The 26922-nt window shown below is 42.5% G+C and carries 25 protein-coding genes, 1 pseudogene and 1 other annotated feature; of the genes and pseudogenes, 7 read left to right on the forward strand and 19 right to left on the reverse strand.

Annotated elements, in window-relative coordinates:
* Positions 1-23 precede the first annotated feature (23 nt).
* Positions 24-1403 carry an NAD(P)/FAD-dependent oxidoreductase gene (locus DW793_RS00980; RefSeq protein ID WP_022286769.1) on the forward strand — a complete coding sequence of 460 codons (1380 nt, stop codon included), beginning with the start codon at positions 24-26 and terminating at the stop codon, positions 1401-1403.
* A gap of 58 nt (positions 1404-1461) precedes the next feature.
* Here the strand turns inward: DW793_RS00980 and DW793_RS00985 are convergent, their stop codons facing one another.
* From DW793_RS00985 to DW793_RS01010, 6 genes are all read right to left on the reverse strand, one after another.
* Positions 1462-2073, reverse strand: a complete 612-nt coding sequence (locus DW793_RS00985; RefSeq protein WP_118123653.1) for a cytidylate kinase-like family protein — start codon at positions 2071-2073, stop codon at positions 1462-1464.
* A 12-nt stretch (positions 2074-2085) separates the two neighbouring features.
* Positions 2086-2796: an ABC transporter ATP-binding protein gene (locus tag DW793_RS00990; protein ID WP_022286767.1), complete on the reverse strand. Its 711-nt coding sequence runs from the start codon at positions 2794-2796 to the stop codon at positions 2086-2088.
* Positions 2797-2809: 13 nt separating this feature from the next.
* On the reverse strand, positions 2810-3568 hold the full coding sequence (locus tag DW793_RS00995; RefSeq protein WP_118123652.1) for an ABC transporter ATP-binding protein: 759 nt from the start codon (positions 3566-3568) through the stop codon (positions 2810-2812).
* A 1-nt stretch (position 3569) separates the two neighbouring features.
* On the reverse strand, positions 3570-4589 hold the full coding sequence (locus tag DW793_RS01000) for a branched-chain amino acid ABC transporter permease (protein ID WP_081856082.1): 1020 nt from the start codon (positions 4587-4589) through the stop codon (positions 3570-3572).
* A gap of 143 nt (positions 4590-4732) precedes the next feature.
* Positions 4733-5614: a branched-chain amino acid ABC transporter permease gene (locus DW793_RS01005; RefSeq protein ID WP_041337265.1), complete on the reverse strand. Its 882-nt coding sequence runs from the start codon at positions 5612-5614 to the stop codon at positions 4733-4735.
* Positions 5615-5833: 219 nt separating this feature from the next.
* The gene (locus DW793_RS01010; RefSeq protein WP_117897046.1) at positions 5834-7036 is read right to left on the reverse strand and encodes an ABC transporter substrate-binding protein; all 1203 of its coding nucleotides are present in this window, start codon (positions 7034-7036) and stop codon (positions 5834-5836) included.
* A 307-nt stretch (positions 7037-7343) separates the two neighbouring features.
* Between DW793_RS01010 and DW793_RS01015 the strand changes: the two genes are divergently transcribed.
* From DW793_RS01015 to DW793_RS01025, 3 genes are read left to right on the forward strand one after another with little or no spacing between them, the layout of a single operon-like run.
* The gene (locus tag DW793_RS01015; protein ID WP_046440720.1) at positions 7344-7592 is read left to right on the forward strand and encodes a spore coat associated protein CotJA; all 249 of its coding nucleotides are present in this window, start codon (positions 7344-7346) and stop codon (positions 7590-7592) included.
* The gene (locus DW793_RS01020) at positions 7576-7839 is read left to right on the forward strand and encodes a spore coat protein CotJB (RefSeq protein WP_041337262.1); all 264 of its coding nucleotides are present in this window, start codon (positions 7576-7578) and stop codon (positions 7837-7839) included. The genes DW793_RS01015 and DW793_RS01020 overlap by 17 nt, the downstream gene beginning before the upstream one ends.
* A complete protein-coding gene (locus DW793_RS01025) occupies positions 7839-8435 on the forward strand; it encodes a manganese catalase family protein (protein WP_117856471.1) in 597 nt (198 codons plus the stop codon). Before DW793_RS01020 ends, DW793_RS01025 begins: the two co-directional genes overlap by 1 nt.
* A 46-nt stretch (positions 8436-8481) precedes the next feature.
* Here DW793_RS01025 and DW793_RS01030 read toward each other — a convergent pair whose 3' ends face one another.
* Positions 8482-9159, reverse strand: a complete 678-nt coding sequence (locus tag DW793_RS01030) for a TVP38/TMEM64 family protein (protein WP_117876498.1) — start codon at positions 9157-9159, stop codon at positions 8482-8484.
* 348 nt (positions 9160-9507) lie between these two features.
* Here DW793_RS01030 and DW793_RS14515 point away from each other — a divergent pair, with 348 nt between their 5' ends.
* Positions 9508-9684, forward strand: a complete 177-nt coding sequence (locus DW793_RS14515; RefSeq protein ID WP_171028869.1) for a hypothetical protein — start codon at positions 9508-9510, stop codon at positions 9682-9684.
* A 39-nt stretch (positions 9685-9723) separates the two neighbouring features.
* Here DW793_RS14515 and DW793_RS01035 read toward each other — a convergent pair whose 3' ends face one another.
* From DW793_RS01035 to DW793_RS01090, 11 genes are all read right to left on the reverse strand, one after another.
* On the reverse strand, positions 9724-10359 hold the full coding sequence (locus DW793_RS01035) for a sortase (RefSeq protein WP_117891671.1): 636 nt from the start codon (positions 10357-10359) through the stop codon (positions 9724-9726).
* A gap of 50 nt (positions 10360-10409) precedes the next feature.
* Positions 10410-10787, reverse strand: a complete 378-nt coding sequence (locus tag DW793_RS14970) for a Cna B-type domain-containing protein (RefSeq protein ID WP_252969595.1) — start codon at positions 10785-10787, stop codon at positions 10410-10412.
* A gap of 56 nt (positions 10788-10843) precedes the next feature.
* Positions 10844-11389, reverse strand: a complete 546-nt coding sequence (locus DW793_RS01045) for a hypothetical protein (RefSeq protein WP_118156811.1) — start codon at positions 11387-11389, stop codon at positions 10844-10846.
* Positions 11379-12302 carry a class C sortase gene (locus DW793_RS01050; protein WP_118156812.1) on the reverse strand — a complete coding sequence of 308 codons (924 nt, stop codon included), beginning with the start codon at positions 12300-12302 and terminating at the stop codon, positions 11379-11381. The genes DW793_RS01045 and DW793_RS01050 overlap by 11 nt, the downstream gene beginning before the upstream one ends.
* A 63-nt stretch (positions 12303-12365) precedes the next feature.
* A complete protein-coding gene (locus tag DW793_RS15770) occupies positions 12366-12500 on the reverse strand; it encodes an LPXTG cell wall anchor domain-containing protein (protein ID WP_118156848.1) in 135 nt (44 codons plus the stop codon).
* Positions 12494-13969 (reverse strand): isopeptide-forming domain-containing fimbrial protein, encoded by a 1476-nt coding sequence (locus DW793_RS01060; protein ID WP_118156813.1) that lies wholly within the window; start codon positions 13967-13969, stop codon positions 12494-12496. The genes DW793_RS15770 and DW793_RS01060 overlap by 7 nt, the downstream gene beginning before the upstream one ends.
* 28 nt (positions 13970-13997) lie before the next feature.
* Complete coding sequence (locus DW793_RS01065; protein ID WP_147342138.1) at positions 13998-19763, reverse strand: Cna B-type domain-containing protein; 5766 nt, start codon at positions 19761-19763, stop codon at positions 13998-14000.
* 58 nt (positions 19764-19821) lie between these two features.
* Complete coding sequence (gene lepB, locus DW793_RS01070) at positions 19822-20409, reverse strand: signal peptidase I (protein WP_118156815.1); 588 nt, start codon at positions 20407-20409, stop codon at positions 19822-19824.
* The gene (locus DW793_RS01075; protein WP_117927043.1) at positions 20396-20632 is read right to left on the reverse strand and encodes a hypothetical protein; all 237 of its coding nucleotides are present in this window, start codon (positions 20630-20632) and stop codon (positions 20396-20398) included. Before DW793_RS01075 ends, lepB begins: the two co-directional genes overlap by 14 nt.
* Positions 20633-21149: 517 nt before the next feature.
* The gene (locus DW793_RS01085) at positions 21150-21344 is read right to left on the reverse strand and encodes a DUF6472 family protein (RefSeq protein ID WP_022288298.1); all 195 of its coding nucleotides are present in this window, start codon (positions 21342-21344) and stop codon (positions 21150-21152) included.
* A gap of 38 nt (positions 21345-21382) precedes the next feature.
* A complete protein-coding gene (locus tag DW793_RS01090) occupies positions 21383-21796 on the reverse strand; it encodes a MarR family transcriptional regulator (protein WP_252969597.1) in 414 nt (137 codons plus the stop codon).
* 310 nt (positions 21797-22106) lie between these two features.
* Between DW793_RS01090 and DW793_RS01095 the strand changes: the two genes are divergently transcribed.
* Both DW793_RS01095 and ppk1 read left to right on the forward strand, forming a co-directional pair.
* Positions 22107-22388 (forward strand): hypothetical protein, encoded by a 282-nt coding sequence (locus DW793_RS01095; RefSeq protein WP_118156816.1) that lies wholly within the window; start codon positions 22107-22109, stop codon positions 22386-22388.
* A gap of 168 nt (positions 22389-22556) precedes the next feature.
* Positions 22557-24701, forward strand: coding sequence for a polyphosphate kinase 1 (gene ppk1, locus DW793_RS01100; protein WP_118156817.1), 2145 nt, complete (start codon positions 22557-22559; stop codon positions 24699-24701).
* Between the two features lie 86 nt (positions 24702-24787).
* Here the strand turns inward: ppk1 and DW793_RS01105 are convergent.
* Positions 24788-26457: pseudogene (locus DW793_RS01105) on the reverse strand (2-isopropylmalate synthase).
* An 88-nt stretch (positions 26458-26545) separates the two neighbouring features.
* Positions 26546-26779, reverse strand: a binding site (T-box leader).
* Positions 26780-26922 lie beyond the last annotated feature (143 nt).

Genomic DNA, 26922 nt, shown 5'->3' on the forward strand with positions numbered 1-26922 from the left:
TTTTGATTTGAAAGGAAATAGTTATGGCTCAGAATTATGACGTAGTTGTTGTCGGTGCAGGTGCAGCCGGCGTATTCATGGCATACGAATTTGTCAAGCTTGACAAAAACATAAAAGTTTGCATTATTGATCAGGGCGGACCCGTCAGCAAGCGTAAGTGTCCTATAGATGGCAAAAAAGTTAAGTCCTGCATTCACTGCAAGGTATGCTCCATTATGCACGGCTTCGGCGGTGCAGGCGGAATGTCGGACGGCAAATATAACATCACAAACAATTTCGGCGGTGACCTTTACACATTTACCGGCAAGGAAAAGGCTATCGAGCTTATGCAGTATGTTGACAAAATAAACCTTGAAATGGGCGGTCAGGACGCTAAGCTTTATTCCACAACTTCTTCCGACATCAAGGCAATGGCTCTGAAATATGACCTCCACCTCCTTGACGCTCAGGTAAGACACCTTGGCACTGACAGAAATATGCAGATACTCCAGAACATCTATGACTTTGTCAAGGACAAGATAGACATAAAATTTTATGAAAGTGTTCAGGGTATAACAGGCAAGGAGAACGACTTCACTGTTATCACAGACAAGGACGAGTATCACTGCTCAAACGCTGTTGTTGCGGCAGGCAGAAGCGGTTCAAAATGGATTTCTGAGATATGCGACAACTTTGGTATCAAAAGGCGTTCAAACAGAGTTGATATCGGCGTTCGTGTTGAGATACCTGCGGCTGTTTTTGAGCATATCACAAGCAAGGTATACGAAAGCAAGATAGTTTACCGCACAAAGAAATACGGCGACCTTGTAAGAACATTCTGCATGAACCCATACGGTGAGGTAGTTACCGAGAATACAAACGGCATCATCACAGTAAACGGACACAGCTATGCTGACCCTGCGCTGAGAACTGAGAACACAAACTTCGCTCTGCTGGTATCCAACACATTCTCTGAGCCTTTCAAGGACTCAAACGCATACGGTGAGTCTATCGCAAGGCTGTCTAATATGCTTGGCGGTGGAGTGCTTGTTCAGCGTTTCGGCGACCTCGTTGCAGGCAGACGTACAAATGAACACCGCTTTGGTCAGACGTTCCTGAACCCTACTCTCAAAGCTACTCCGGGCGACCTGAGCCTTGTTATCCCAAAGCGACAGCTTGACGATATTATCGAAATGATATACGCTCTGGATAAGATAGCACCCGGTATGGCGAATATCGACACGCTTCTTTACGGCGTTGAGGTCAAGTTCTACAATTCAAGAGTTGACGTTGACGAGAACCTTGAAACTGCTGTCAAAGGTCTTTACGTCCTTGGCGACGGCTCAGGCGTTACGCACTCTCTGTCGCAGGCTTCTGCATCAGGAGTATTTGCCGCAAGGACTATTTCGGAAAAATTCAACTGATTTCATATATCACAAAAGCCGCACTGCCAAAAAGCAATGCGGCTTTATTTTTTATGCCTTACTCTTCAAGAAGCTTTATATATCCCTCAATGATATCAACGCACTTGTCATAGCTCATGTCGCTGGTATCAAGACACAGATTGTAGTTTTTCGCATTTGTCCAATCCCTGCCTGTGTAGTAACGATAATAATCGCTTCTCTCCTTGTCTGTCTTTTCGATTATCTTGACAGCCTCTTTTTCAGAAACACCATACAGATCGACGATATTCTTGACCGCAGTTTCCATATCAGAATATATGAAAACCTTAAGCACGTCTTTTCTGTCACGGAGGATATAGTCAGCACATCTGCCAACTATTACCGCAGGCTCTCTGTCTGCAAGCTGCTTTATTATCTTCGCCTGATAATTGAAAAGATTTCTGTCAGAAGTAAAGTCGTGATCATCAGGGTCAAGAAGCTCACCCTTGTAAACTCCGCCCTTTCTCAGAAAAGAACCTTTCAGTTTTTCATCAACAAGCCCAAAAAAGCGTTCATTTATGCCGCTTTCGTCGCTTGCAAGCTTTATAAGCTCCTTATCATAATATTTTATACCCATATCCTCTGACAGCATTTTTCCTACAGTTCTTCCGCCACTGCCGATGCCCCTTGCAATGGTTATGATCCTTGCCATAAAGCTCAACTCCTATTCACCTAAATATGCTTTCTTGACCGACTCATCATTGATAAGATCAGACGCCTTGCCTGACAGAACTATCTTGCCCGTTTCAAGAACATAAGCTCTGTCTGAGATAGCAAGGGCTTTCTTTGCGTTCTGCTCAACAAGCAGTACAGTTGTTCCGCTCTTTCTTATATCCTCGATTATCTTAAATATGGTTGACACAAGGATCGGTGACAGACCCATTGACGGCTCGTCCATTACAACTATCTTAGGTCTTGACATAAGCGCCCTGCCCATTGCCAGCATCTGCTGCTCACCGCCTGAAAGAGTACCTGCTATCTGATTTTTTCTTTCTGCAAGTCTAGGGAAACGCTCGTATATATCCTGAATATCCTTCGGTATATTCTCCTTGTCTTTTCTTGTAAATGCTCCAAGCTTAAGGTTATCAAGCACTGTGAGGTTTTGGAATATTCTTCTTCCCTCAGGAACGTGTGCTATACCCATTTCCACGATCTTGTGGGCAGGAGTTTTTGTAAGCTCCACGCCGTTGAATTTGATAGAACCCGATTTTGCAGAGATAAGACCTGTAAGGGTGTGCAGAGTGGTGGTCTTTCCTGCTCCGTTTGCGCCGATAAGGGAAATGACCTCGCCCTCGTTTACCTCAAAGGAGATACCTTTCAAAGCGGCTATCATGCCATAATTGACGTGCAGATCATTGATTTCCAACATTGCCATTTTACTTACCCCCTTATTCGCCCAGATATGCGGTGATAACTTCAGGATTTTTAAGCACTTCCGCTGTCTTGCCCTCGCAGAGGAGCTGACCGAAGTTCAGCACTGACAGCTTTTCGCAGATACCTGAAACAAGGCTCATATCATGCTCGATAAGCAGCACCGTCATATCAAAATTATCTCTTACAAAGCGGATAGTATCCATAAGCTCCGCTGTTTCGTTTGGATTCATGCCGGCAGCAGGCTCGTCAAGAAGCAGCAGCTTTGGCTGTGTTGCAAGGGCTCTTGCGATCTCAAGCTTTCTCTGATCGCCGTATGGAAGTCCCGAAGCAAGCAGGCTCGCCTTATCATCAAGCTCGAAAACCTTCAGAAGCTCCATCGCCTTTGCGTCCATTGCCTTTTCAAGCTTGAAATATCTTGGAAGTCTGAACACGCCTTCAAGGGTGCTGTATTTATAATGATTATGAAGAGCGACCTTTACGTTATCAAGCACTGACATCTCTTTGAAAAGCCTGATATTTTGGAAGGTACGGGCAATGCCTTCACGGTTTATCTCGATAGTGCTTTTGCCTGTGATGTTCTTTCCGTCAAGAACGATTGTGCCGTCTGTTGGCTTATAAACGCCTGTGAGCATATTGAAGATAGTGGTCTTTCCTGCTCCGTTCGGCCCAATAAGACCATAGAGCTGACCTTTTTCTATTGTTATGCTGAACTCGTCAACTGCACGGAGTCCGCCGAATGAGATGCCGAGATTTTTTACTTCAAGAAGTGCCATATCACTCAGCCTCCTTTACTTTTTCACGCTTGAACAAAGCCTTGAACTTAGCAGTATTTGCACTGATAAAAGTCTTTGTTTTTTCATTTGAAGTTATTATCATCATTACGATAAGGACGATAGAATAGATAAGCATTCTGTAGCTGTTTATGCTTCTTAGCATTTCTGGAAGCAGAACAAGCACGATAGCTGCGATAACACTTCCTCTGATACTGCCTATACCGCCCAGAACGACGAATACCAAGATAAGGATAGACAGGTTATAGTCGAACTTAGAAGCCTGGAGCGTATAGAAGTTATGAGAATAAAGCGCACCTGCACAGCCTGCAAGGAATGCAGTCAATGCAAAAGTAACAAGCTTATACTTTGTGATGTTAAGACCTACAGACTCGGCTGCGATAACATTATCTCTGATAGCCATTACCGCTCTGCCCGTTCTTGAATATACAAAGTTATAGGCAATGATAAGAGTGATAAGCAACATAACAGCGCCGATAATGAATGTAGAATCGTTAGGCGTGCCGCTGATACCCTGAGGACCGTTCAGTATAAGCTTTCCGTCAGGCTCAAGGTTAAGGTTTGACAGACTTTTGAGAGAAACGTGAACGCCCTTTGAATCATAGCCAAGGTAAAGTGCTGCGAAAACGTTCTTTATGATCTCACCGAAAGCAAGTGTAACGATGGCGAGATAGTCGCCTTTAAGTCTGAGAACAGGTATTCCTATAAGTATGCCGAACACTGCGGCAATTATTCCGCCTATAAGTATAGCCAAAGGAAATCTGATCCACACATTTTCAATAGTTTCAGAAGTAACGATAGAGAATATCGCACTTGTATATGCGCCAACGCACATAAAGCCTGCCTGACCCAAGCTAAGCTCGCCAAGTATACCAACTGTCAGGTTAAGGGATACTGCAAGTATAGAGTATACACACAGAGGAACAAGAAGTCCTGTGAGCATACTTGAGATATATCCGCCGCTGCTGAGTATCTGCATTACCACAAAGGCAACTATTACCATTGCATATGTGATAAAGCTTTTTCTGGTCTGCGGCTTAAAAAACTTTGTTTTTGCGCTAGCCCCTTCTTTTTTCACAAAAAACCAATCCTTTCAGATAAAACAGAACTGCAAAGCAAGTCTGCTCGAAAATTTTAAGTTGACTTTTATACCTTTTCGCTTATCTTCTTGCCGAGTATACCTGTAGGCTTGATGATAAGCACAAGTATAAGAACAGCAAAAACGATAGCGTCGGCAAGCTGCGGTGAGATATAGGCACGTCCAAGTATCTCGATAACACCGATAAGGATACCGCCGATCATAGCGCCCGGTATTGAGCCGATACCGCCAAATACCGCCGCAACGAACGCTTTGATACCAGGCATTGCGCCTGTGGTGTTCTGAAGCGTAGGATAAGCTGAGCAAAGCAGTGCGCCTGCAATTGCAGCAAGACCTGAGCCGATAGCGAATGTAAGAGAGATAGTGCGGTTGATGTTTACGCCCATGAGCTGAGCTGCGCCTCTGTCCTCAGATACTGCAAGCATTGCACGTCCGCTCTTGGTTTTGTTGATGAACAATGAAAGACCAACTACAATGAGTATAGATACGATTATTGCAACTGATGTTTCTCCGGAAATAACTATCTGTCCGTCAAAAAGCTTGATGCTCGGCACGTTTACAACTGATGTAAAGTTTACAGGCTTTTCACCGAATATAAGCAGTGCAATGTTCTGCAAAAAGTAGCTGACGCCTATGGCAGTGATAAGCACCGCAAGCGAAGTAGCTTGTCTGAGCGGCTTATATGCCACCTTTTCGATGACTATACCGAGAAGTGTGCAGGCAATAACTGCAAGAACTATGGAAAGCCAAGAGTTTAGTCCCCATGTGGTCATGCAGGTGAATATAACATATCCGCCCACCATAATAACATCGCCGTGTGCGAAGTTAAGCATTTTGGCAATACCGTATACAAGCGTATAGCCCAAAGCTATAACTGCGTATATACTGCCGAGGCTTATTCCGTTGATGAGGTTATTAAGAAAACCCATATACAAACATTCCTTCCTTTTGGAATAGACAAAACACAAGATGTAATCACATATATTACATCTGTCCTTGTCATAAACACAATATACAATAAATTATAACATAACCCCGTAGTTTTTGCAACACATTTTAATGAAATAAATCAAAAAAACCGACAATTTTTCGCAATTGCCGGTTTTTTCATATTAAGCGTACTTTTTGTACGCACTTCATTTCAGCTATTACTGAGCAGTAGAAGCGGCAATGTCATCAGCTGTCAGTGCTGAATAAGCACCATTCTTGATGATAACAGCCTTAGGGTCCTTAGATACGGCACCGTCTTCGCCCCACTTCATGCCTGTACCTGTAAGTCCGTCATATGAGAAGTCCTTATCAGTGATAGCCTTTTTGAGCTTATCGCAGATATCAGAAGCAGACATATCGGCTGTAATGCCTTCCTTCTTCATGAGTTCTGCAAGTACCATTACGCCGTCATAAGCGTCTGCTGCGAACTGGTTAGGAGTTTCGCCCTTGTAAGCGTCCTTATACTTCTTAACGAAATCCTGAGTAGCCTGATCCTGAGCGTCGGCAGCAAATGGTGTAAGGAGCATTACGCCCTCGCAAAGTGAAGTATCAAAGTTCTTGATAGAAAGAAGTCCGTCAAGACCGTCGCAACCGAAGAATGTTGGGTTGTAGTTAGCTGACTTGCACTGTGTAAGGATAAGTGAAGCCTGCTGATAGTAGATAGGCAGGAACACGAGGTCTGCGCCTGCGTTCTTAGCTGCACTGATCTGAGCTGAGAAGTCAGTCTTGCTGTCCTTTGTGAATGACTGCTCTGTAACGATATCAAGACCCTTAGCCTCAGCCTCGGATTTGAATGTGTTGAAGATACCTGATGAATAAGCGTCAGAGCTGTCATAAATTACTGCTATCTTTGTAGCAAGCTTATTTTCTGCGATATAGTCGGCAGAACCTTTACCCTGGTTAGGGTCAGTAAAGCAAACCTGGAAACAGTTATCGTTCTTGATAACGTCCTGAGCAGATGCAGAAGGTGTGAGCTGGAAGATGTTATCCTGCTTTGTCTTTTCAATAACTGCGAGGCAAGAACCTGTTGTTACTGTTCCGACCATTACCTGCATACCATTGTCTTTCAGTGCGTTATAAGCATTTACAGCCTTATCGCCTGAGTCAGCCTCATCGTCCTCGAAAACGTATGAGAGCTTTGTTCCGTTTATTCCGCCTGCGTCATTTACGTCCTTGACAGCAAGCTCGATAGCATTCTTAACAGCAACGCCGTACTGTGCAGCGTCACCTGTGAGCGGACCGCTGCAGCCGATAACGATAGTATCGCTGTTCTTCTTTGCACCGTTTCCGCAACCTGCAAAGCAAGAAACTGCAAGGGCAGCCGAAACTGTTAATGCAAGAATTCTCTTGACATTTTTCATAATAATCTCTCCTCTGATCACATATGTCACTGCATATGCTTTTTTTAATAGTATTAATATAACACGCAGAAGCCCGATTTGTCAATATTAAATCTTACAAATTTAGCGTTATTTACAGTATGTTTATTGTTACAAAAAATATTAGCGTTCACAGAAAATTAATTTTGTGTATTTTCAATGAACGATTTGCAAGTTTTTTGATAATATCCTGCATACATACACCACTGACTTATAAGCTGCATATGATAAAACAGCCACACGAAACCTGTGGTATATGAGATTCAGACAACATAAGGAGTGAACTTATTTGGATATGTTTGACAATCTGTCGTTAGGCAGGATACTTGCTGACGACACAGAGGATAACACACCTGCCTGCCCTTTTCCGAAAGGAAGATTTCCTGAGGACACGCCGCTGGCAATGGCATATGTGCCTTTTCAGATGTGGGAGAAGCCTTATGAGGCAGATGTAGGACTTTCAAGAGGAACTATCTTCCCGTCCATAGACAAACCTTTTATAGGAGAGGAGGCTGTAAAGAATGCCCATACTAAGTGAAAAGGAGAGGCTTCTTAGAAAGATACAGGCTTGCAGCTTTGCTCTTGTAGAGGCTAATCTTTACCTCGACAGCCACCCTACCTGCAGAGATGGTCTGGCATATTTTGCTCGCCACAAGGCAGAAAAAGAGAAGCTTATTGCGCAATACAATGAGAAATACGGACCATTGACGATCACGCAGAACAATTCGTCCAAGAAATGGGAATGGGTAACATCACCTTTTCCGTGGGAAAGGAGTGTTGACTAATGTGGCAATATGAAAAAAAGCTGCAATACCCCGTTAAGATCGCTAATCCTAATCCTGCTTTGGCTAAGGTCATTATCTCGCAGCTTGGTGGCCCTGACGGCGAGCTTGGTGCAGCGCTTCGCTATCTCAATCAGCGTTACTCAGCCCCCTGTCGTGAAGTGCAGGCAATACTCAACGATATCGGCACAGAAGAGCTTGCCCACATCGAAATGATCGGCACTATTATCTATCAGCTGACCCGTGACCTCTCCCTCAAGGAGATAAAAGACAGTGGCTTTGACACCTATTTTGTTGACCACACTACAGGCGTTTACCCTATAGCCGCCTCTGGTGTACCATTTTCTGCGGATACGTTCCAAAGTACCGGTGACGCTATTGCTGATATACACGAAGACCTTGCTGCTGAGCAAAAAGCCCGCCTGACCTACGACAACATTCTCAGGCTTGCTGACGATCCCGATGTCCGTGACCCTATCAAGTTTCTTCGTGAACGTGAGATAGTTCACTATCAGCGCTTCGGCGAAGGACTAAGACTTATTCAGGATATGCTTGACAGCAAAAATTTCTACGCTTTCAATCCTAGCTTTGACAAATAATAAAAAAAGCGGGCTGTTGTTATCAGTCCGCTTTTTTGTACATATATCAAAAATCTTCTTTGTCCATCTGCTTGCCGCTCCTGCTGACCTTTTTATTAAGTATCAGCGAAAAAGCCAGCGTTGCAGCTATGAGTGCTATCATCACAAGCACAGATTTTATTGTCAAATGCTTCAACTGTGCTCCAATATATGTCTGCACAAGCATTTCAGGCATCACTCCCATTATCGAGCCAAGAAGATATGGTCTGTAAGGCATTCGCAGTGCGCCGTGTATCATTGAAACAAGGTCGCCCGGCACAACTACCACTGCCCTTGAAATGTAGGAGGCGAACAGATTATTGTCATGCCCATAATTTACAAGCTTTCGTGCCTTAGGATATTTCATCTCAATAACACGCATGATATCGCCACCCGATATCCGTCCCACAAGATAAGGAACAGTAAAGCAAACCGATAGTCCTATTACGTTCAACAAAATGCCCACCCAGAACGGATATATTGCACCCACGCACACAAAAATAGCCGCAAGCGGGAATACCACCGACAAAGACTTCAATCCATAAAACCCCAGAATAACAAATGCGGCAAGCCACAAATTGTCCGGGCAATAACTGAGTATCTCAGAAAACTCATGGTCCTTCAGAAAAAGAGCACAGCAAATTATTATGATAATAGTTAAAGCAAAGGGTACATATCTTCCATATTTTCGCACAAACCTATCCATAACTCCTCGCTCCTCTCCGATTCTTTAGGGTATTATACCATATTTGAATGTTCAATTAATTATCAATCAATGAAAACTGTGTTACAACTTTCGCTGTCAAAACAAATTTATACTTTATCGTTCGTCAAATTGACCAACCATTCTCATTTTTGCACAATATCCCACTATCACTATAATTTTTATAAGTAGAATTATGTCGTCTTATGTCGTGAAGTGTTCTTAAACAAGTCGATTTCTGTTTTAATTTATGTATATCTGATTAATAGGTTAAATTTGTACAATATTGCTATTGACCAACGTACCAATAATGTTATAATTAATTATAAGAATTATTTGGGAGGTATTTTTATGAGATACACAGTATACAACAAAGCAATGAAACGTCCAGTTTTTCAAACAAATGACCTTGAAGAAGCCATTGACTATACACGCCGCCACCCAAGAAAGTCAAGACGACACTGCATATACGATGACAAACTAAAAACTTTTGATATAAAAAAAATAAGACTAGCCGCAGGAATATAAAACGCACAGGGTGTAGAACTCTGTGCGTTTTTGATGTATTTATGAATAAACAAGTCTTACAGTCACTCTGCTGTAACCGCTCCATGTGCAGGTGAACAAGGTCAGATCCCAGTCGCTGCCACCACCTTTTATGAGCGATGGCGAATCCCAGCCGCTCAGCAGTTCGCTGTTTGTGACAGTATAGTTAAATTCTCTGCCGTAAACATCGGTGAAAATGACCTCGTCACCTGAGCTGAGCTTATCCAGCTTATCAAAAAAGCCTGTGTAATTGTGAGCGCAGATTATAAGATCATTGTCTACACGTCTGCCGCTGTACTGACAAGCTGCGGTATTCATTGCAGCATAGCTCCAGCCACGAGTCACAGGAAACTCCTGCCCCAGTGTCGGGAATGAAATCAAGCCTATATATGAGTTGCCGTCAAGCACGATATCCTTATCCGGGTCATCTATCTCGCTGTCCGTGGATCGACTATCGTCAAAAATGTCAAAGGGTGAACTGCTGTCACTGTCCTCTGCACTGTCTGAGATCTGCGTTTTCAGGTCACTCAGCACAGCCTCCATCCTTTTATTACTTTGCTTTTCATGAAAATAGTTGTAATAATTAAGGGATAATGCCGCCGCTATCAGCATTATCCCCATTATTATCAACAAAAGTCCTAGCTTTTTTTTAGTCACTATTTTTCTCCTGTTGTAAATTGTAAAGGCGAGCCTATGTGGTTTCGCCTTTATTTCTCTTTTCTGCTTACTCTCCAACCTGCCACGATAAGGATAACTCCACCGCCTATAAGTACTGGCACCGGCCAGTTGAGCGAACCAGTCTGTGGTATATTGTCAGGCGTTGAGCTTGATGAATCAGAGCCTGACGAACTGCTGTCAGGTGTGCTTGAACTACTATCTGTATTACTCGAACTGTCTGACTTATATGTGTTCTCTATAAGAAACAGCTTGTCATTGTTTTTGGTAACAACTGTGTAGTTGGCAGGAATATCTATCTCCTTAACTGACCACTCAGCCGCAGTATCGTCTTTCCAGAAATACTCCCAATTGTTGTCAGCGTCAAGAGTAACAGTATCGAAAAGCTTGCCATCACGATATATCTCCACCTTGATATTATCAGGTATGAGCTTTTCCTGACCATCAGGAACAATCCACGACTTCCTTACACCATAATCACTGTCCCTGCCGGGATCTCTTCGTATGTGAACTTGGTGTAAACTGTTATCTGACCCTCAGCCACGATATCCTTATCTATCTCGATAAGTGACGGGGAAGGTGTAAACTTAGCTGTTGTGTTTTCAAAACTCTTGCCTGAAACAAGATACAGACCCTCAGAATCAGCAGAAAGCTTTACTTCACCGTTTGCGTCTGTCTTGCCTGTTGAAACTGGTGTTATGCCATCGGTTTTTGCGTAGTTGTCGAGCGTATCAGCAACAGCCTGCATTTTTGAAGCGTCAGTAAAATCAGACATATCTATAGGATAATCGCTGAACTCGCCGGTAAGGACAAAGTCAGCTTCTTTACGCTCACCGACCTTATATATGCTCCACTCGGCATTACTAACAGTCGTTGTATCATTTTTGCACACTATATCCACATTGATATTATCTGCTGCAGAAGCTGAGATCGTCATACTTCCCAAGGCTGAAACAGCCATTGCCGCCGTACACAAAGCAACCTTTGCAAGCTGAGAAAATTTAAGTTTCATCTTTGCTACTCTCCTTATCAGGTAGATTTTCAACATTATCGTCACTCTCAGAGTTATTGAGCATTGCCACAAGCTCATCATGAGAGATTTTTTTGCGTTTTGAATCCACAAACCACCACACAAGCAGTACCACAAACAACGGTATTGCTACAAAAGGCACGACCACAAGAGAATCGAGCTGAACAGCGTCTGCCGTTATTTTTGAAACACTCTTTGTATCGTCCGCAGTTTCAACTCTCTTTGCACGAACAAGAAGCCTGTGTGAATTGACTCCGTATGGTGTACAGGTAGTCAATGTAACATGATCCTCACCCGGAATAATGTTCAGCTTATCCATTTCATTAGGCAGAACTATATAAACAGCCTCGACCTCATATGTATAGACCTCTTTCAACACTGTTATAGTGAACTCATCGCCCTCTGCAAGCTTATCAAGGTCGCTGAAAAGCTTTGCCGACGGCAGACCTCTATGTGCTGAAATGACCGAATGAGTGTCCGCTCCGCCAACAGGCAGGCTCGAACCCTGCAGATGTCCCACAGCAACATTTAACACGCCGTCACTTGTGCCATGATAAATAGGCAGCTCCACCCTTATAGTCGGAATGGAAATATAGCCCATAACACCCGTCCCCGTGATATCCAGGATATCCTCATAGCCCTTGACCTGATCATAATCCACAAAAGGTCGGGCAAGCTTTGCTATCTCTTCATTATATTTTCTGGCACGGCTGAGTATCTCTTCATTCTCCTTGTCAGAAAGGTCATTTGCCGCTTTCTGATAAGTCGCCACCGCACGGCTTTGCGTTTTTGAATTCCACCAATCGCTTATTGTTGGATATAACATCACGGAGAGCCCCACAAGCAATAACAAGACCAATAAAATTGTAGTTGATTTACCGCTTTTCTTCCTCATGGAGTCCTCCCTGATGCCTGCCGACCGAGATCGGCAGGACAAAGGTAAAAATAAATTCAAAAATTAGTCGTTCTTAGCTCTCTTCTTAGCAATGAGAAGCACACCTGCGCCCAGTACGATAGCTCCGCCTACACCGTAGAAGATCTGAGTACCGATACCGCCAGTTGTTGGAAGTGAGCCGCCCTTCTGGTTTATGATCTTAACTGTTGAACGCTTGTGCCTGAATCAGTGCCGTCGAGCATACGAATGGACTGAAGTGTATTAGCAGGATCATATGTTGTGTCAAACTTGAACTCATATGGATCAGCTCTGTTATACTGAGCAGGAGCTTCTGTCTCAACAAGCTTGTAAGTTGTCTGATCATCAATGCCCTTGATAGTGAACTTACCTGTTGCGTCTGTTATGATAGTGTCGATAGCACCTGCCTCGTTACCAATAGCAAGTCTGTAAACATTCTTGTTTTCCCCGTCACTTATATCAACAAGCTTAAGAACTGCACCATTCTTATCCTGAAGCTGGAACTTAGCATCTGCAAGAGGCTCGCCCTTTTCGTCTACCTTGTTACCAACAAGTGAGAATGTCCAGTCATAAACTGTAACCTTAGGTGTTTCACCTTTCTCCTTACCTGTTGTGTCCTGAGGATTGTTTGAATATGTCAGGTAAGCTGTGTTAGTGTTGTTGTCTTTTGAATTAGGAAGTGTACCTGTTACAACGTTAGCGTTCTCGTTGAGTTTAGCAGAATAGAGAGTTTCAATCTTATCAACATTTGGATATTTTTTCAGAAGCTCCTTGATATCGAAGGTAACATAGAATGTCTCTTTGAAATCAGCAGTGCTTGGATCGTCAACACCTACAGTTGTGTTAGGACCTACTGTAACAGGAGTGATCTCATTGCCGTCAGCGTCATAATACTTGTATGTAAGATTATCATTGAACGTAAAGCCCTCGCTGAGCTGGTCACGAACTGTATATGTATACTTGTCATAAGCTGATACGTCGCTTGGTATAGTTGTTGTGATCTTGAACTCTACATCGTCACCGATTGCATTGTCGCCAACATCGCCCCATGAGTTATTCTCATTATGCTTGATCTGCTTTGTAAGTGTTGGCTTTGTCTTCTTTGGAGTAACGTCTGTTGTGCCTGAAACGTTAAGGATAAGAGCTGAGTTAGCCTTATCAACACCATTATTTTCTGTTGCATCGACAACGAGATAATAGCCAGCACTTGGAACATTGATAGTGTACTCACCGTTAGCTTCATGAGCAGTTACAGACTTACTGTCGATGATGCAGGCAGAAGCGGCTTTTGCAAACTTTGCAGTATCTTCCTTTGTCCAGTGATCTGCGTCTGATATTATCTTTGCAACGTCTACTGCGTTCTCGGCACTGTCAAACTGAGACATATAAGTGCTAAGACCAGGAGTTTTCAGGCTGGTAAGCAGAGCATCGCCATTAATGCCTTTGCCCCACTTGATAGTATTTGTTGCAGATGCCTGGTCAAAGATCTGATAAGCCTTATATACTCTGTTTGTATCAGAATCCTTGATAACAATGTTATTAACGCCAGCATCAGTAGTAGCAAATACTCCGAATGCTGATGTTGCAGCAATAGCTGAAACTGACATAACTGTTGCAGCAGCAAGAGCTGCGAATTTCTTCATCTTCATAATTAATTATCCTTTCATATTTGTGTATTTACAGCGTTTTTTTGCGACGCTTTGTAACTAAAAGTAATGTTGCAGCAACAGTGACTGTTCCGCCTGCCGCCACGAATGGGATAACACCCATGCCGCCTGTTTCAGGCAGCTCTCCCAAGGTTTCCTCAGAGTTGTTATAGACCTGAACATACTGATCGCCGTTCTTTGTCATATCAATACAATTCTCATTTTCTGAGCCATTGTATCTGTAGTAAGCCTTGTATGATGACGTGCTTATCGGCTGACCGTTCACGTCTATTTCCTCAAACCAATAGTAATACTTGTTTCCTTTGACATTATTTTCTTCAAGAGAAACGGCAGTTGACCAGTTGTTATCCGCCGTGAGCGTTATCTGCTTCCACAAGAATACTTCACCGCTAGGTATCGCATCTTTATTAGGAACAGGTGTAACGTTCGTCTTTCCAGGTGAGCCAAGATCATTAGCTGTCACTTCATAAGAGCAGCTGCTATCATCATCGACCTTTGCTGTAAGCTCAACAGTAACATCAGAAGAAATACTGCTCAGATCCAAAGTAAATTTAGTCTTATCCCATGATGAGTTATCAATACCAGACAAACTTATATACTTACTTGTACCTGTCCATGACGGAACGATCTGCTGCTTGTCAGTATCCCAAACGTCCTGATCTCTGTAGAAATCAGCAAGAACGTCGCCTGACGCATTGATAAGTCTTACTCTTGAATATTTGATATCGCCCTTTTCGAGCCATGCATTATTAAGGGTGAAACTGAACTTAGCCGAGCCATACATGGTATACTCAGAGGCAAAGCTTCCGTTCTGAGCCATTTCTGCGCCGTTGCTTGTAAGGATCTTGAATTTTACATTCTGTCCCTTATCCATTGTGCCTGTAAACTTGTTATATTTTTCAGGCACGTCAGCCTTATTTGTTGACCTATAGATATTGAACGTTACCTTATCATTGGTATGAGCATTGCTGTCGCCGTCAGACCATGCCTTTTGCAGGCGAACGTCCATATTTTCTACCTTCTGCGGGGTCTTGGTATTGACGATCGTATCAAAGCCCGTGGCACTGCCGTTATTAGAATAAGTATATGTAACGCCGAAGCCGTCAGGTATATTCTTTTCAAGAACATAGTAATACTTGTCCTTGTCAAGACCGTCAAGAGTTACCGTCCAATTCTTAGACTTTTCCAGAGAAACAGTTTTTATAAGTTTGCAATCTGTTGGTATTCCGTTATCTCCATTCACTCTTGATGTTGAATTTGGTGCAACAGAGGACTCATAAACATCTGCCTCGATCTTGTCGATACCGGCAGGAAGCTCGCTGTCAGCAAGCTTGTTTCCAAGCTCATCACGCCATTCCTTCGTAATGTTAAGTCCCTTGACGTTCGTAACTGTAACATCAGTGTTTTTGCTCATTGCCGTTGCACTGTATACAGCCTCATATCCTGTTGCCATATCGATCTCTTTAATATAGTAGTAAAGCTGCTTGTAATCATTGCCGACCTTTGTATATCCAGGAAGCTTTGACCACTCATGTTTCCAATTATTAGCTTCGTTAAGAGTTACCTCATCACTGCCCCACTGAATATCATCTGGAACACCGCTTAAAACCTTAGTTGTAGACGAGCCAAGAAGGAACTTTACGCTCTCTGCCGAATGATTGCCGTTTCCATCGCTCCAAACCTTGCTTGCAGTTATCTTAAACTCTTTCAGCAGATTTGTTACTCTGAACATATCTCCGTTCTTCACGAACTGATATCCGTCCTCACCGACTTCACTTGGAACTACAGCCGGACGCACTTTAAAGGCAAAATAAATAGGAGTTTCGTCAAGAAGATAACCCTCCGGACTTTGCTTTTCTATAAGCTTATAAAGATGACCCTCAGTATCTCCGGTGCCTGCGGCAGGTTCAAGGTCAAGGTTGTATGAACCGTCAGAATTTACATTAAATGTCTGTGCCTTATCCTGTGCCGAATTTCCCCAAATAACTGATCTTCTGTCCTTCGCAGCATTTTCTTTGAAATCTACTGCCGGGAGCCAATCGTATGTGCCATTTTCCAGCTTAGTATATCTGTAGATCTCAAAAGAAGCCTTGAGCATAATACTATAGTCTCCGCTGTCTACCTTCATAAGCTTAAATGGCTCAACAGTTGTTGATGATGCCTTTGACTGATTTATCAGCTCAAACTCAGAATCATTATCTTCACTGTCATTTACAGCTGAACCGTTTGTGTCAAATGAGATATTATTGAACACATGAACTTTATAGCCATCGTTCTCAGCGTCCTCATCATTTGCAGGACTGCCTGTATAAACGTAAACTAATTTCAGGTGACGCTGATCCGGAACGTTTATTTCAAGTTTCTTTACAAAATCTCGTGTCTTCGCTGTCAGTGCGGAACACTTTACAGCCGAAAGCATTTTTTCATTGCTGACTTCAGTGTTTGAAAAGCCGCTGCTATCCCTGTATTCATATTCGACTCTGAAAACACCGCCCGCCTTCTCAGAAGAAACCTCTTCCACAGGAACGGATATGCTTTTGCCAAAATCTGACCACTCGCCGCTCTTATCGGCAAATGCCTTTACTTCCTTGAAGCTGTTGCCGTCCATATAGCCATAAGCCACATAGTAACTCTTTATATTTCCGTTTTCGTAGCCCTCAGGCAAAGTCAGATCAATAGTACCCTTAGCGCCAACAATACTTTCACTTGGAATAAAGTTAGCGATAAACTTGGCCTTTTCGTTGGTAATAACATCTGCACTGCAGGAAACTGTGCTGTCAACTACCTCCGGATCTGATATCACATAACTGTAATCACTCACAGCAAGCTCTGCACCCGTATCTGCGTCAAATACCTTGATAGACTTCAGATCCATATCAACAGCGGAATTGCCATTTATGCTTACCGTTTTTGTCTGAATGTTACCCTGAGCGTCCTTTGTCTTAACTACAGCCGTGCCTCCGCACTTGATAACATCGTTGAGAGTTATCATTCCGCTTGTAGAACATTTGAGCTTTTTAGGGTTAACATCAATGGTATAAGTTATCTCACAGCCGGTGGACTTCGGAGAAGAAGTTTTCTTCAAGTTCTTTTCCTTAACTGTCTGCGTCTGACTTCTCTCCGGATATTTTCCAGTTTTATCCTGAACTTTGTTTTTGAACGCTGCAGTACCATTCTTGTAAACACCATTCTTAACATCATCGACCTTTACAAGTGTACTGTAGTAAGCTGTCCAAGCGTCCTGCTGATTCCATGCAGTCTTGAAAGTTACTGTATTGGCTGTCTTATCATAGAAATATTCAAACTGAGTTGTTTGTGCAAAATCATACTTATCAGAACTATTTCCAAATGAATACTTGAGATAATCCTTGTTCTCGTAGAATATCATTCCCGCCGGAAGCGTGTCCACGATCTCGACATTATCGTTACGCTTATAAGTGCCGTCCTTATTGATATCAAGCCGCCAATCAAACCTGTAATACTCAACACCATTTACAGTAACAACAGGCAGGCTGCTAAGATCATGCACTGTGTCGCCTGCTACACTGCTTGCAGCGTCATACTTTTCATAAGGCGCTTTGGAGCTGTCGCCTATAGTAAACTTAGTCTTATCTGCACTAGGCTCGAATGTTTCACCTTTATAAGTAGCCTTGTTATTTACATTTATAATAGTACCTTCGTCAAAACCTGTTACATCTACGGTACTGCTATACTGTATCTGCACAAGGTTTATATTGTCAAATTCTTCACTATCATTGAACTTTATCTCAAACGAAGTGTTGTCGGCATTAGATACTACAGTGTAATTTGAACTGTCAAGCGGTTCATAGCTTCCTGTTCCATTTCTCTGAACATACATGATAATGGAATCAGTGTCAAGAACGCTCTTTATTGACTTACCATCATTTGACGTAGCGTTCATTATATCGCTTATAGTCTTGCCCCTAAAGGAACCGTTTGTCTGCTTGACCTCTACCTGCCACTTATATGTAACACTGCTTCCGTCCTGAGAAATGTCAAGAACTGTTTTTGACTTCTCGTTTACAGGCTTATAATAAACTGTCTTGTCAGAATGGAATCCGTCAATACCTGCAGTATTTTTCACTGCATAATTTCCATTGCTGTCAGGGTCGCCAAGATCATAGTCGGCAACCTTTGTTTCATAGGAAATAACTACCTCGTTATTGTCACCTATTCTGTCAGGCAAAACAAGCCCACCGTCACTTGCAACTGTTGCATCAAAGGTATCATTTCCAACCTTTATGCTGACAATCTGTCCTGCTTTAAGCATATTATCAGTTATTGTCTTGCCTTTAAGGGTAGAATTTTTGTCATTACATTTAACAGTTACTTCCCATTTGAGTATACCTAACGTGTTATTATCTATCCAACCACTTTTTGATATCTGATACCTATTATAAACAGTTTCACTTGATGTGATATCAGACCATGGTTGGCTTTTATCAGGTCTTTGCATTTTAACTGTATTTGTAGTTTCCGCCTTGTCAGGATCGATAGCTGTCACATACTCGATAGTAATTTTCGACGCTGTTGTTTTATCGTCAAACGTAAGCGTGTTTCCGTCAAGTGTGTATTTTACATCTGAACCATCATCAACTTTAAGTGCAAAGCTTCCTGGCTTTGCACCAGGGAATGCTTCATCATAAAGGTGATAGCCCTTTAGGTCTGCACCGCTAGGGTTGCTTACAACAATTTCCCATGTGACTTCGTTATTGTCGTAGTCAACATTCTTGCCTGTTTTTGAGATCTTATCCTTCTTTGACTCCGAATAAATAGTTTTATCTGCTTTTACTCCATTTCCGTCCTTATCATATGTGGTGGATTTGTTTTCCACCTTACCTGACATAACGAAATTCGGGTCGCTTGTAGGATATGGGGTCGTGTAGCTTATGGTAACATTTTCTTTGCTGAATCCATCGCTGAAAACAAACTTTCCGCTTGACGCGTCATAGCTTCCTGCACCCTCAGGTGAAACAGTGAAGCTTCCGTCAACAGCATCCTTAAAAAGCTTGTCCTCGATCCTGTCAAGAGGCTTCTTTGCAGGATTGTCCACTGTGATAGTCCACCTAACTCCGTCAGCAGTTTCGCTTGCGTCCTTTATGGCAGACATAGTGAGCGGAGTAAAACCGTCTATTTCAACCGTCTGACCGCCTATCTCAACAGTGGTCTTATCACCTGTATCTGTATCCTTACGCTTTACATTACCCTCAAAGCTTGCCTTACCGCTTATAGCGTCCTTCTCATTTTTCTGTTGATATCGCTCGTCAAACTCAATAAAAAGATACTTCTTTCCATCTATCTCGTCGACTCTGTACTTACCTGAAATTTGATTACCTTCAAGGAAGTTAGTATCCTCGACATTGCCCCAGTTTCCGCCTGACGGTATACCGCCCTCAGGCAGGCTAACATTATCGTCGATAGGGAAATAAATATACCTATTGGTCATTTCGCCCTTGTCAAAATTAAATTCCACATTGAATTCGATCTTTTTAGATTGGTCTTTTCCTGAACCGACCGCATCATAGGATTTTATCGTGACGCTATTCGCATCCTTGTAAGAATAGCTTCCGCCGTTATAGGAAACATCTCCACCTGCCACGGAAGTACCCTCAGTGGCACTTATTGCAGGCATAACAAGACTTGCCAGCACTGACACTGTCATAACTACAGACAGCACCACACCGAACAAGCGACTGCGTTTTTTCCTTTCATTTTCTTTTAGATATTGCCGAACTTTACCGTTAAAATTCTGCAAAACGGATCACTCCCTCCGAAATTATACACTATTTATAATAAACGCTAGTCCACTGTGCCTATCCTTTTAAAAGATATATCCTCAGTGAGACCTTTCCAAGCACTGCTTCCTCAGCAATACAGCCTATCCTCTTTGTACGGCTGTCAACAGACGTAGATCTGTGGTCGCCCATAACGAATATTCTCTCGTCAGGCACCTGATAAGGCAACTCAATATCACATTCTCCCAGAGCTTTGCCGTCAACATACGGCTCATTCAAGGTTTTTCCGTTGACGATAACAGTACCGTCCTCCTTGATATCCACCACATCTCCTGCTGTAGCGATAACACGTTTCAACAGTATCTTATTATTATAATAAAACGCAACTATATCGCCCTTCTGAAAGCTTCCACGCTTTCTGCACACCACCAGCTCGTCGTCATGCAAAGTCGGCGTCATACTTGTACCCGTTACTCTTAAAACAGGCAAAAATAACATTGATATGATCACTGCTGCTGCTGCCACAACAAGAAGCGACGCCACGGTGCTGCGGAGTATCCTAAGATATTCCCGCCTTTCATGATGCTTTTTTACCACCCGCTCGAGTGTCTGGACATCAGGAAGCTCAGGTTTTTTTAACACCTCGTTCTTGCTATCTGCCGCCATGATCTTCCTCCACTACCGGCTGCTCAACAACCAGCTTGTGACCTGTCAGTGCAGCTACCTGCCGCTCCAGCCTGTCAAGTCGGTCAGTGATACTTTTTTTATCTTCGAGCTTTTGAAGAAGCTTTTCATTCTCTGTGTTAAGCTTATCATATTCTTTTCGCAGATAAAGCATTAACTCGAGCAGCTCATTTTTCGACAATTTTTCAAGCGTCTTATCCTTCAAAAGCTTCACCTCCGACGCAGTATGTCTATATATTTACAAGTATTATATCACTTGATTTTCCATTTGTCAATCCCACAATATATCATATTTGTATTTTATTGCATATAAATATACTGATAGTTCGCACAATATTGATTTATCATTTTCACAGTGCCGGCAGATGATAAAACGGCATATTTATTAGCCTTGAACATGAAACAATACGAAACCTGCGTTTTTACGCTAATTGCAACTTTCCCCCAAAAAATCTTTCCTATTTTGATTATAGCAGCCTGCATAGTCAATATTTTAACATTGTATACTAATACTGTATTTATTAATATTTTGTAAACTTTGATAAATAACTTTCTATCATTAGCCAAATATTAATCCTACCCCAGATCGGTCCTTATTTAACGACAAATGTTCACTGCAAAGCAAGCAAACTTTACATAACTACATCGACAAGCTTTCGAACTTTACACGTTCAACAAAGCAAGAAAAAATCGGCAAATTTCATGTATTCACCGATCTATCATCAATTTTGCTTTCTCACAACAGCATATTCATCATCAAGCCTGTAATAAGGACAGCTATATTCGCTGTCGCTCATTGATCTGTATGCTTCGTCCTCATCAAGATCGACCATGCAGCAGTAACATTCACAATCCTCATCAAAAACGTAATTCACACAGCTTTCGCAACGGCTGACTATTTTCTTCGCCTTTGTCATAACAGCCTCCTATTTAAGCACCTTTTTAAGTATACTATTTATAAATACAAGTGCGTCCTCATTTTTTTCATATCACTATCTGAAACACTGGAAAATTTACCAAGTATATCATCAAGTATCTCGTTTTTCATCTTTTCCATAAAGCGCATAGCTTCGTCAGTGAGCCTGATGTTGATAACTCTGCGATTATCGGGGTTTTGCATTCTGATAACAAAACCCTTGTCAACAAGCTGTGCCACAGCCCTTGTTGCCTGCTCATTAGAAGTGTTTATCTTGCTTGCAAGCTGTGACATTGTGAGCGTTCCCTCAATACATAGTGACAGCATTATTATCTGCTGAGTTCTTGTTATATCATACTTTTTCTTATCAAACGTATCAAATACCAATTTTCTGCTGAGAGGGTATATCTCATACATTGACATGATACATTCACGACGTACATTGTCTACCATTTTTACTTCCTCCACATAAAGCTAATTACAACGTATTTTCATTGATTTTTCCACACACAGTAATTATAACATACGCTTCTCATTTGTCAATAGCAGAATTATATCAATATTTGATTTTGTTAAGTTATTCTTTTAGGGGTTTTGTTTATGAAGATAGATTATATGCGCATGACAAGTTTTAGAATTTTACCAATTTACAAAAAGTTCAGTCGAAATTTCTGTAAATTATAGCTGCCAGCTTAACACAAGACGGTAAGAATGTGGTATAATAGTTAATGAAGTAAAAATAGATTATGGAGGTTTAAAGTATATGTTGTGTACTGAGTGTAAAAAAGAGCAAGAAAAACGTATTCCTAACGAGGAAAAAGAAAATGCACAGCCCGCCGAAAAAGTGTGCAGCGACGTACATACAACACTGAAATCAAAGCGTTCAGCCGCTTTGATACTTGTGACTGGTGCTACGCTTATGCTTATAATTGTGTTCATTCTTTTTTGGCTTATCATGTTGCCAAATCTGCCACAAGACAACAGCGTCCTTGCGAATAACTGTGCAAATATATGCCAGACCGCTAAGGAATATATCGGGATCTGATCTTCAAGACGATCTGCTCCTGCCTTCGGGCGGGAGTTTTTTTTGTTTTATGGCGATTTTACAAGCTTTTTACGGCACCTGCATTGACATCATATTCGTTTGGCGGTATAATAATACAGTATGATATAAGATGCCTTTCTTACGATAGGAGTTAGGAGAAATAAGAATATGAATAACAAGGTCTACGATAACAGAGAGTTATCATGGCTTAAATTTAACGAGAGAGTTCTTGAAGAAGCTCAGGTCAGTGCTACACCGCTTCTTGAAAGATTGCTTTTTCAGTCGATATTTGCAAGCAATCTTGACGAGTTTTTTAGAGTGCGTGTGGGTTCACTTTATGATTCCTCGCTTGTGGACGACGATCATAAAGACAACAAGTCCAAAATGCGTCCATCTGAACAGCTTTCTGCAATATTTGAGCGTGTTCATGAGCTTATACCAATAAAAGATAAGACATACAAAGCTATCTGCGAGGAACTGGAGCTTAAAAATATAGTACATAAAAACATAAAGGCTCTTACTGAACAGGATAAGAAATTTCTTGAAGCTTATTATGCCTATGAGGTCAAGCCGTTTCTTAACGCCTTTATTATCGATAAAAGACACCCTTTCCCGTTTCTTGCAAATCAAAGTATTTATGCGGTTGCAAAACTCGCTTCAAAGTCTGCCGTCACAGTGGGTATAGTTAGCTGTAACGAGAAATTCCAGCGTGTGATCTTTCTTCCTGATGACGAGGGGTGCATAAGCTATATCCTTGTAGAAGAGCTTATTCTCCATTATGCCGACAAGGCATTTGAGGGCTATAAAATAGAAGAAAAGGCTCTTATGAGAGTGACACGAAACGCCGATATCGACGTTGACGAGGGCTTTGACTCGGAACTTGATTTCAGACAAAATATGTCTGAGCTTATCAACAAGCGTAAACGCCTTTGTCCCGTGAGATTGCAGCTTTCAAAGCAAATATCCGACACTGTGCTGAACGAACTGCTTTCAAGGTTGGAGCTTTCGGAAAAGCAAGTCTTTGTAGAGAAAACTCCCCTTGATATGTCCTATGTGTTCGCTGTGTTTGACAAGGCGGCAGACAGAAAAGAGCTTTTCTTCCCGAAGCAGGAGCCGCAGCCCTCTGCGATGATAGACCCGTCAAGGTCAATGATAGAGCAGATAGACGAAAAGGATCTTTTTCTGCACTATCCTTATGAGTCCATAAAGCCTTTTATCAGGCTTCTTGACGAGGCGGCTAAGGACGAAAGCGTTACGTCTATCAAGATGACTTTGTATCGTGTGGCGAAAAATTCAAAGGTTATAAAAGCCTTGTGCAACGCCGCAGAAAATGGTAAAGACGTGCTTGTGCTTGTGGAACTGAGGGCACGTTTTGATGAGGAAAACAATATAGGTTGGTCAAAGCTTCTCGAGGAGTCAGGCTGTCATGTAATGTATGGTCCACAGGGGCTTAAAGTCCATTCAAAGCTTTGTCTTATTACAAGAAAAGTTGGCGACAGCGTAAAGTACACTGTTCAGGTGGGTACAGGAAACTACAACGAAAAGACCGCAGGGCTTTACACAGACCTTTGCCTTATGACGTCAAACAATGACATTGCTCAGGATGCTTGCGAGGTGTTCAGAACGCTGTCAATGGGCGAGCTTGTGGAAAGCTCAAAGTCACTTATGGTCGCTCCCCACTGTCTGCAAAACAAGGTAGTGGAGCTTATGGATAATGAGATAAGCATTGCAAGAGCAGGCGGTGAGGGATATGTTGCCGCAAAGCTCAATTCTCTTACTGATAAGGTGCTTATGGACAAGATAATAGAATGTTCTCAGGCAGGCGTGAAGGTAGAGCTTGTCATAAGAGGTATATCCTGCCTTGTGGCAGGCGTGGAGGGAGTTACTGACAATGTGCAGATACGCTCAATAGTAGGCAGATATCTTGAACACGCAAGGATATATATTTTCGGCACAGGTGTTCGCAAAAAGGTATACATATCCAGCGCAGACTATATGACAAGAAACACCACAAGGCGAGTTGAGGTCGCCGCACCTATCCTCAGTGAAGAAGTAAAAAAACGTGTCCTCGATATTTTTGACACCCAGATGCAGGACAACGTAAAAGCAAGGATAATGCAGCCTGACGGAAAATATGTCCGTGCAGAGCGTGGAGATATCGCCATTGACGCACAAAGCAGATTTTACGCTGAAGCATACGCCAATGCACCAAAGCCTGCTCCTGTTAATGATTCAAAGGCTGTCGAGCCTGAAAAGGATAAAAAGGGCTTTTTAGGCTGGCTCAAAAGGCTTTTCAGAAGAAAAAAGAAATGATATACAATGCGGTCATATTCTATATGGCTGCATTTTTTGTACAAAAAATGGGACAGACCTTCGCCTGTCCCTTAAATTTTTATTCATTACTTATTATCCGCAAAAGCGTTGTTGATAGCTGAAACAAGTCCCTTGATAGAAGATACGATGATATCTGAGTGTCTGCCGACGCCCCAATACATCTTATCACCGCAGGAAATTCCAACATACGAAACAGCCTCAGATGTTGACTTTCTTTCAAGAGCGTGTTCTGTGTATGTTTCCACGGTAAAATCAAAGTTCAAAGCCTGCTTGATAGCATTTGCCACAGCGTCAAGACGTCCATTACCCTCTGCTGTATGATCGTCTGTTACGCCGTTTACTGAAGCTGTGATAGCGGCACAGATAGTGCCGTTTTGCTTCTGAACATAGTGTGCTTCAGGAATGTCAACAGGTGCGCACTTGTTGAGGTACTCGTCCTTGAATATCTTGTATACCTCATCAGGCATAAGCTCCTTGTGCTTGTGGTCTGAAACAGCCTTTACCTTGTAGCCAAAGTCCTCTCTCATCTTCTTTGGAAGATCGTAGCCGAACTGATTTTGGAGGATAAAGCCTATTCCGCCCTTGCCTGACTGTGAGTTTATTCTGATAACGTCACCGTCATACTCTCTGCCAACGTCATGCGGATCGATAGGAAGATAAGGAACTGTCCACTTGTCACAGCTCTTTTCTTTTCTCCAGTTCATGCCCTTTGCGATAGCGTCCTGATGTGAGCCTGAGAATGCAGCGAATACAAGTGCGCCTGAATATGGGCTTCTGTCATAAACCTCATTCTTGTAACTCTCTCGTAAAGCTCTACCAGCGCAGGCATATCTGAGAAGTCCAGCTTAGGGTCAACTCCGTGAGTGTACATATTAAGTGCGATAGTAACGATATCAGCATTACCTGTTCTCTCGCCATTGCCGAAACAAGTACCCTCTATTCTGTCAGCACCTGCAAGCAGACCCATTTCGCAGTCTGCCACTGCACAGCCTCTGTCATTATGTGGGTGAAGTGAAACTATAACGTTCTCTCTGTTGTGAAGAGTGTCGCACATATACTCTACCTGCTGAGCATAAACATGAGGCATTGACATTTCAACTGTTACAGGCAGGTTGATGATGACCTTGTTATCAGATGTAGGCTGCCAGATGTCGATAACAGCGTTGCAGATATCTCTTGCAAACTCAGGCTCTGTGCCTGTGAAGCTCTCAGGAGAATACTCGAATATGATATTTCCCTTAGCGTGCTTTTTATACTCGTTACAGAGCTTTGCACCGTCTGTAGCTATCTTGATTATCTCTTCCTTAGACTTTCGGAAAACCTGCTCTCTCTGTGCAACAGATGTTGAGTTGTAAAGGTGGACAACAGCGTTCTTTGCACCGTCGATAGCTTCAAATGTTTTCTTTATGATATGCTCTCTTGACTGTGTAAGTACCTGAATAGTAACATCATCAGGTATCATGTTCTTCTCAATAAGTGTGCGGCAGAACTCATATTCTGTTTCAGAGGCGGCAGGGAAACCTATCTCTATCTCCTTGAAGCCAATCTCAACGAGCTTTGTGAAAAACTCCAGCTTTTCTTCAAGGCTCATAGGAATGATAAGAGCCTGATTGCCATCTCTCAGGTCAACAGAACACCATGCAGGAGCATGGTCAACATACTCTTTTTCAGCCCACTTCATGCACTTTACAGGAGGCATATAATAGCCTCTCTCATACTTTTCTACGTTTTTCATGTCAGTTCCTCCTTATAAATATAAAGCCGATAATTATTTTGATAGTGATGTGGAAAAGGGCATAAAAAAATCGCCGCTCCTACCAATAAGGAGAGACGAGCTTTGCCGTGTTACCACTCTCATTCATATACGGTTCACACCGCATATCTCAGCCGCATCTATCAATGCGTATCTCTATAACGGGAGAACCCGTGAGCGGCTAATAAGATTTCACCGTTCAAGCTCGAGGACGAGTTATCACAAATTCCGCATACCGTCTTGCACCCACCGACGGCTCTCTGTAATGTCAGAACTTTGCTTTTGTTCCTGTCAACGCCTTTGTCATATTGTTTTTATTATACCCATACTTCCCGCTTTTGTCAATAGGACAATTGTTGATTTAACAATTTGTTAATATTCGGTGCTAAATCGTTTTCCCTGACGTTAAATGCAGGTGCAGGCGTCCCCTGCAAAATAATCTTAAAA

Origin of the sequence: Ruminococcus sp. AM31-15AC (genome assembly GCF_003462045.1) — a bacterium.
Lineage (GTDB): Bacteria > Bacillota > Clostridia > Oscillospirales > Ruminococcaceae > Hominimerdicola > Hominimerdicola aceti.

Coding starts and splice junctions, on each gene's coding strand:
- DW793_RS00985 (WP_118123653.1), bottom strand. CDS start 2,073: ATGGCAAGGATCATAACCATTGCAAGGGGCATCGGCAGTGGCGGAAGA.
- DW793_RS01005 (WP_041337265.1), bottom strand. CDS start 5,614: ATGGGTTTTCTTAATAACCTCATCAACGGAATAAGCCTCGGCAGTATA.
- ppk1 (WP_118156817.1), top strand. CDS start 22,557: ATGAATAACAAGGTCTACGATAACAGAGAGTTATCATGGCTTAAATTT.
- DW793_RS01090 (WP_252969597.1), bottom strand. CDS start 21,796: ATGGTAGACAATGTACGTCGTGAATGTATCATGTCAATGTATGAGATA.
- DW793_RS01060 (WP_118156813.1), bottom strand. CDS start 13,969: ATGAAGATGAAGAAATTCGCAGCTCTTGCTGCTGCAACAGTTATGTCA.
- DW793_RS01025 (WP_117856471.1), top strand. CDS start 7,839: ATGTGGCAATATGAAAAAAAGCTGCAATACCCCGTTAAGATCGCTAAT.
- DW793_RS01030 (WP_117876498.1), bottom strand. CDS start 9,159: ATGGATAGGTTTGTGCGAAAATATGGAAGATATGTACCCTTTGCTTTA.
- DW793_RS00980 (WP_022286769.1), top strand. CDS start 24: ATGGCTCAGAATTATGACGTAGTTGTTGTCGGTGCAGGTGCAGCCGGC.
- DW793_RS01085 (WP_022288298.1), bottom strand. CDS start 21,344: ATGACAAAGGCGAAGAAAATAGTCAGCCGTTGCGAAAGCTGTGTGAAT.
- DW793_RS01050 (WP_118156812.1), bottom strand. CDS start 12,302: ATGAGGAAGAAAAGCGGTAAATCAACTACAATTTTATTGGTCTTGTTA.
- DW793_RS00995 (WP_118123652.1), bottom strand. CDS start 3,568: ATGGCACTTCTTGAAGTAAAAAATCTCGGCATCTCATTCGGCGGACTC.
- DW793_RS01020 (WP_041337262.1), top strand. CDS start 7,576: ATGCCCATACTAAGTGAAAAGGAGAGGCTTCTTAGAAAGATACAGGCT.
- lepB (WP_118156815.1), bottom strand. CDS start 20,409: ATGGCGGCAGATAGCAAGAACGAGGTGTTAAAAAAACCTGAGCTTCCT.
- DW793_RS14515 (WP_171028869.1), top strand. CDS start 9,508: ATGAGATACACAGTATACAACAAAGCAATGAAACGTCCAGTTTTTCAA.
- DW793_RS01000 (WP_081856082.1), bottom strand. CDS start 4,589: ATGGTAATAGTTGCCTTTGTGGTAATGCAGATACTCAGCAGCGGCGGA.
- DW793_RS01045 (WP_118156811.1), bottom strand. CDS start 11,389: ATGAAACTTAAATTTTCTCAGCTTGCAAAGGTTGCTTTGTGTACGGCG.
- DW793_RS01095 (WP_118156816.1), top strand. CDS start 22,107: ATGTTGTGTACTGAGTGTAAAAAAGAGCAAGAAAAACGTATTCCTAAC.
- DW793_RS01010 (WP_117897046.1), bottom strand. CDS start 7,036: ATGAAAAATGTCAAGAGAATTCTTGCATTAACAGTTTCGGCTGCCCTT.
- DW793_RS00990 (WP_022286767.1), bottom strand. CDS start 2,796: ATGGCAATGTTGGAAATCAATGATCTGCACGTCAATTATGGCATGATA.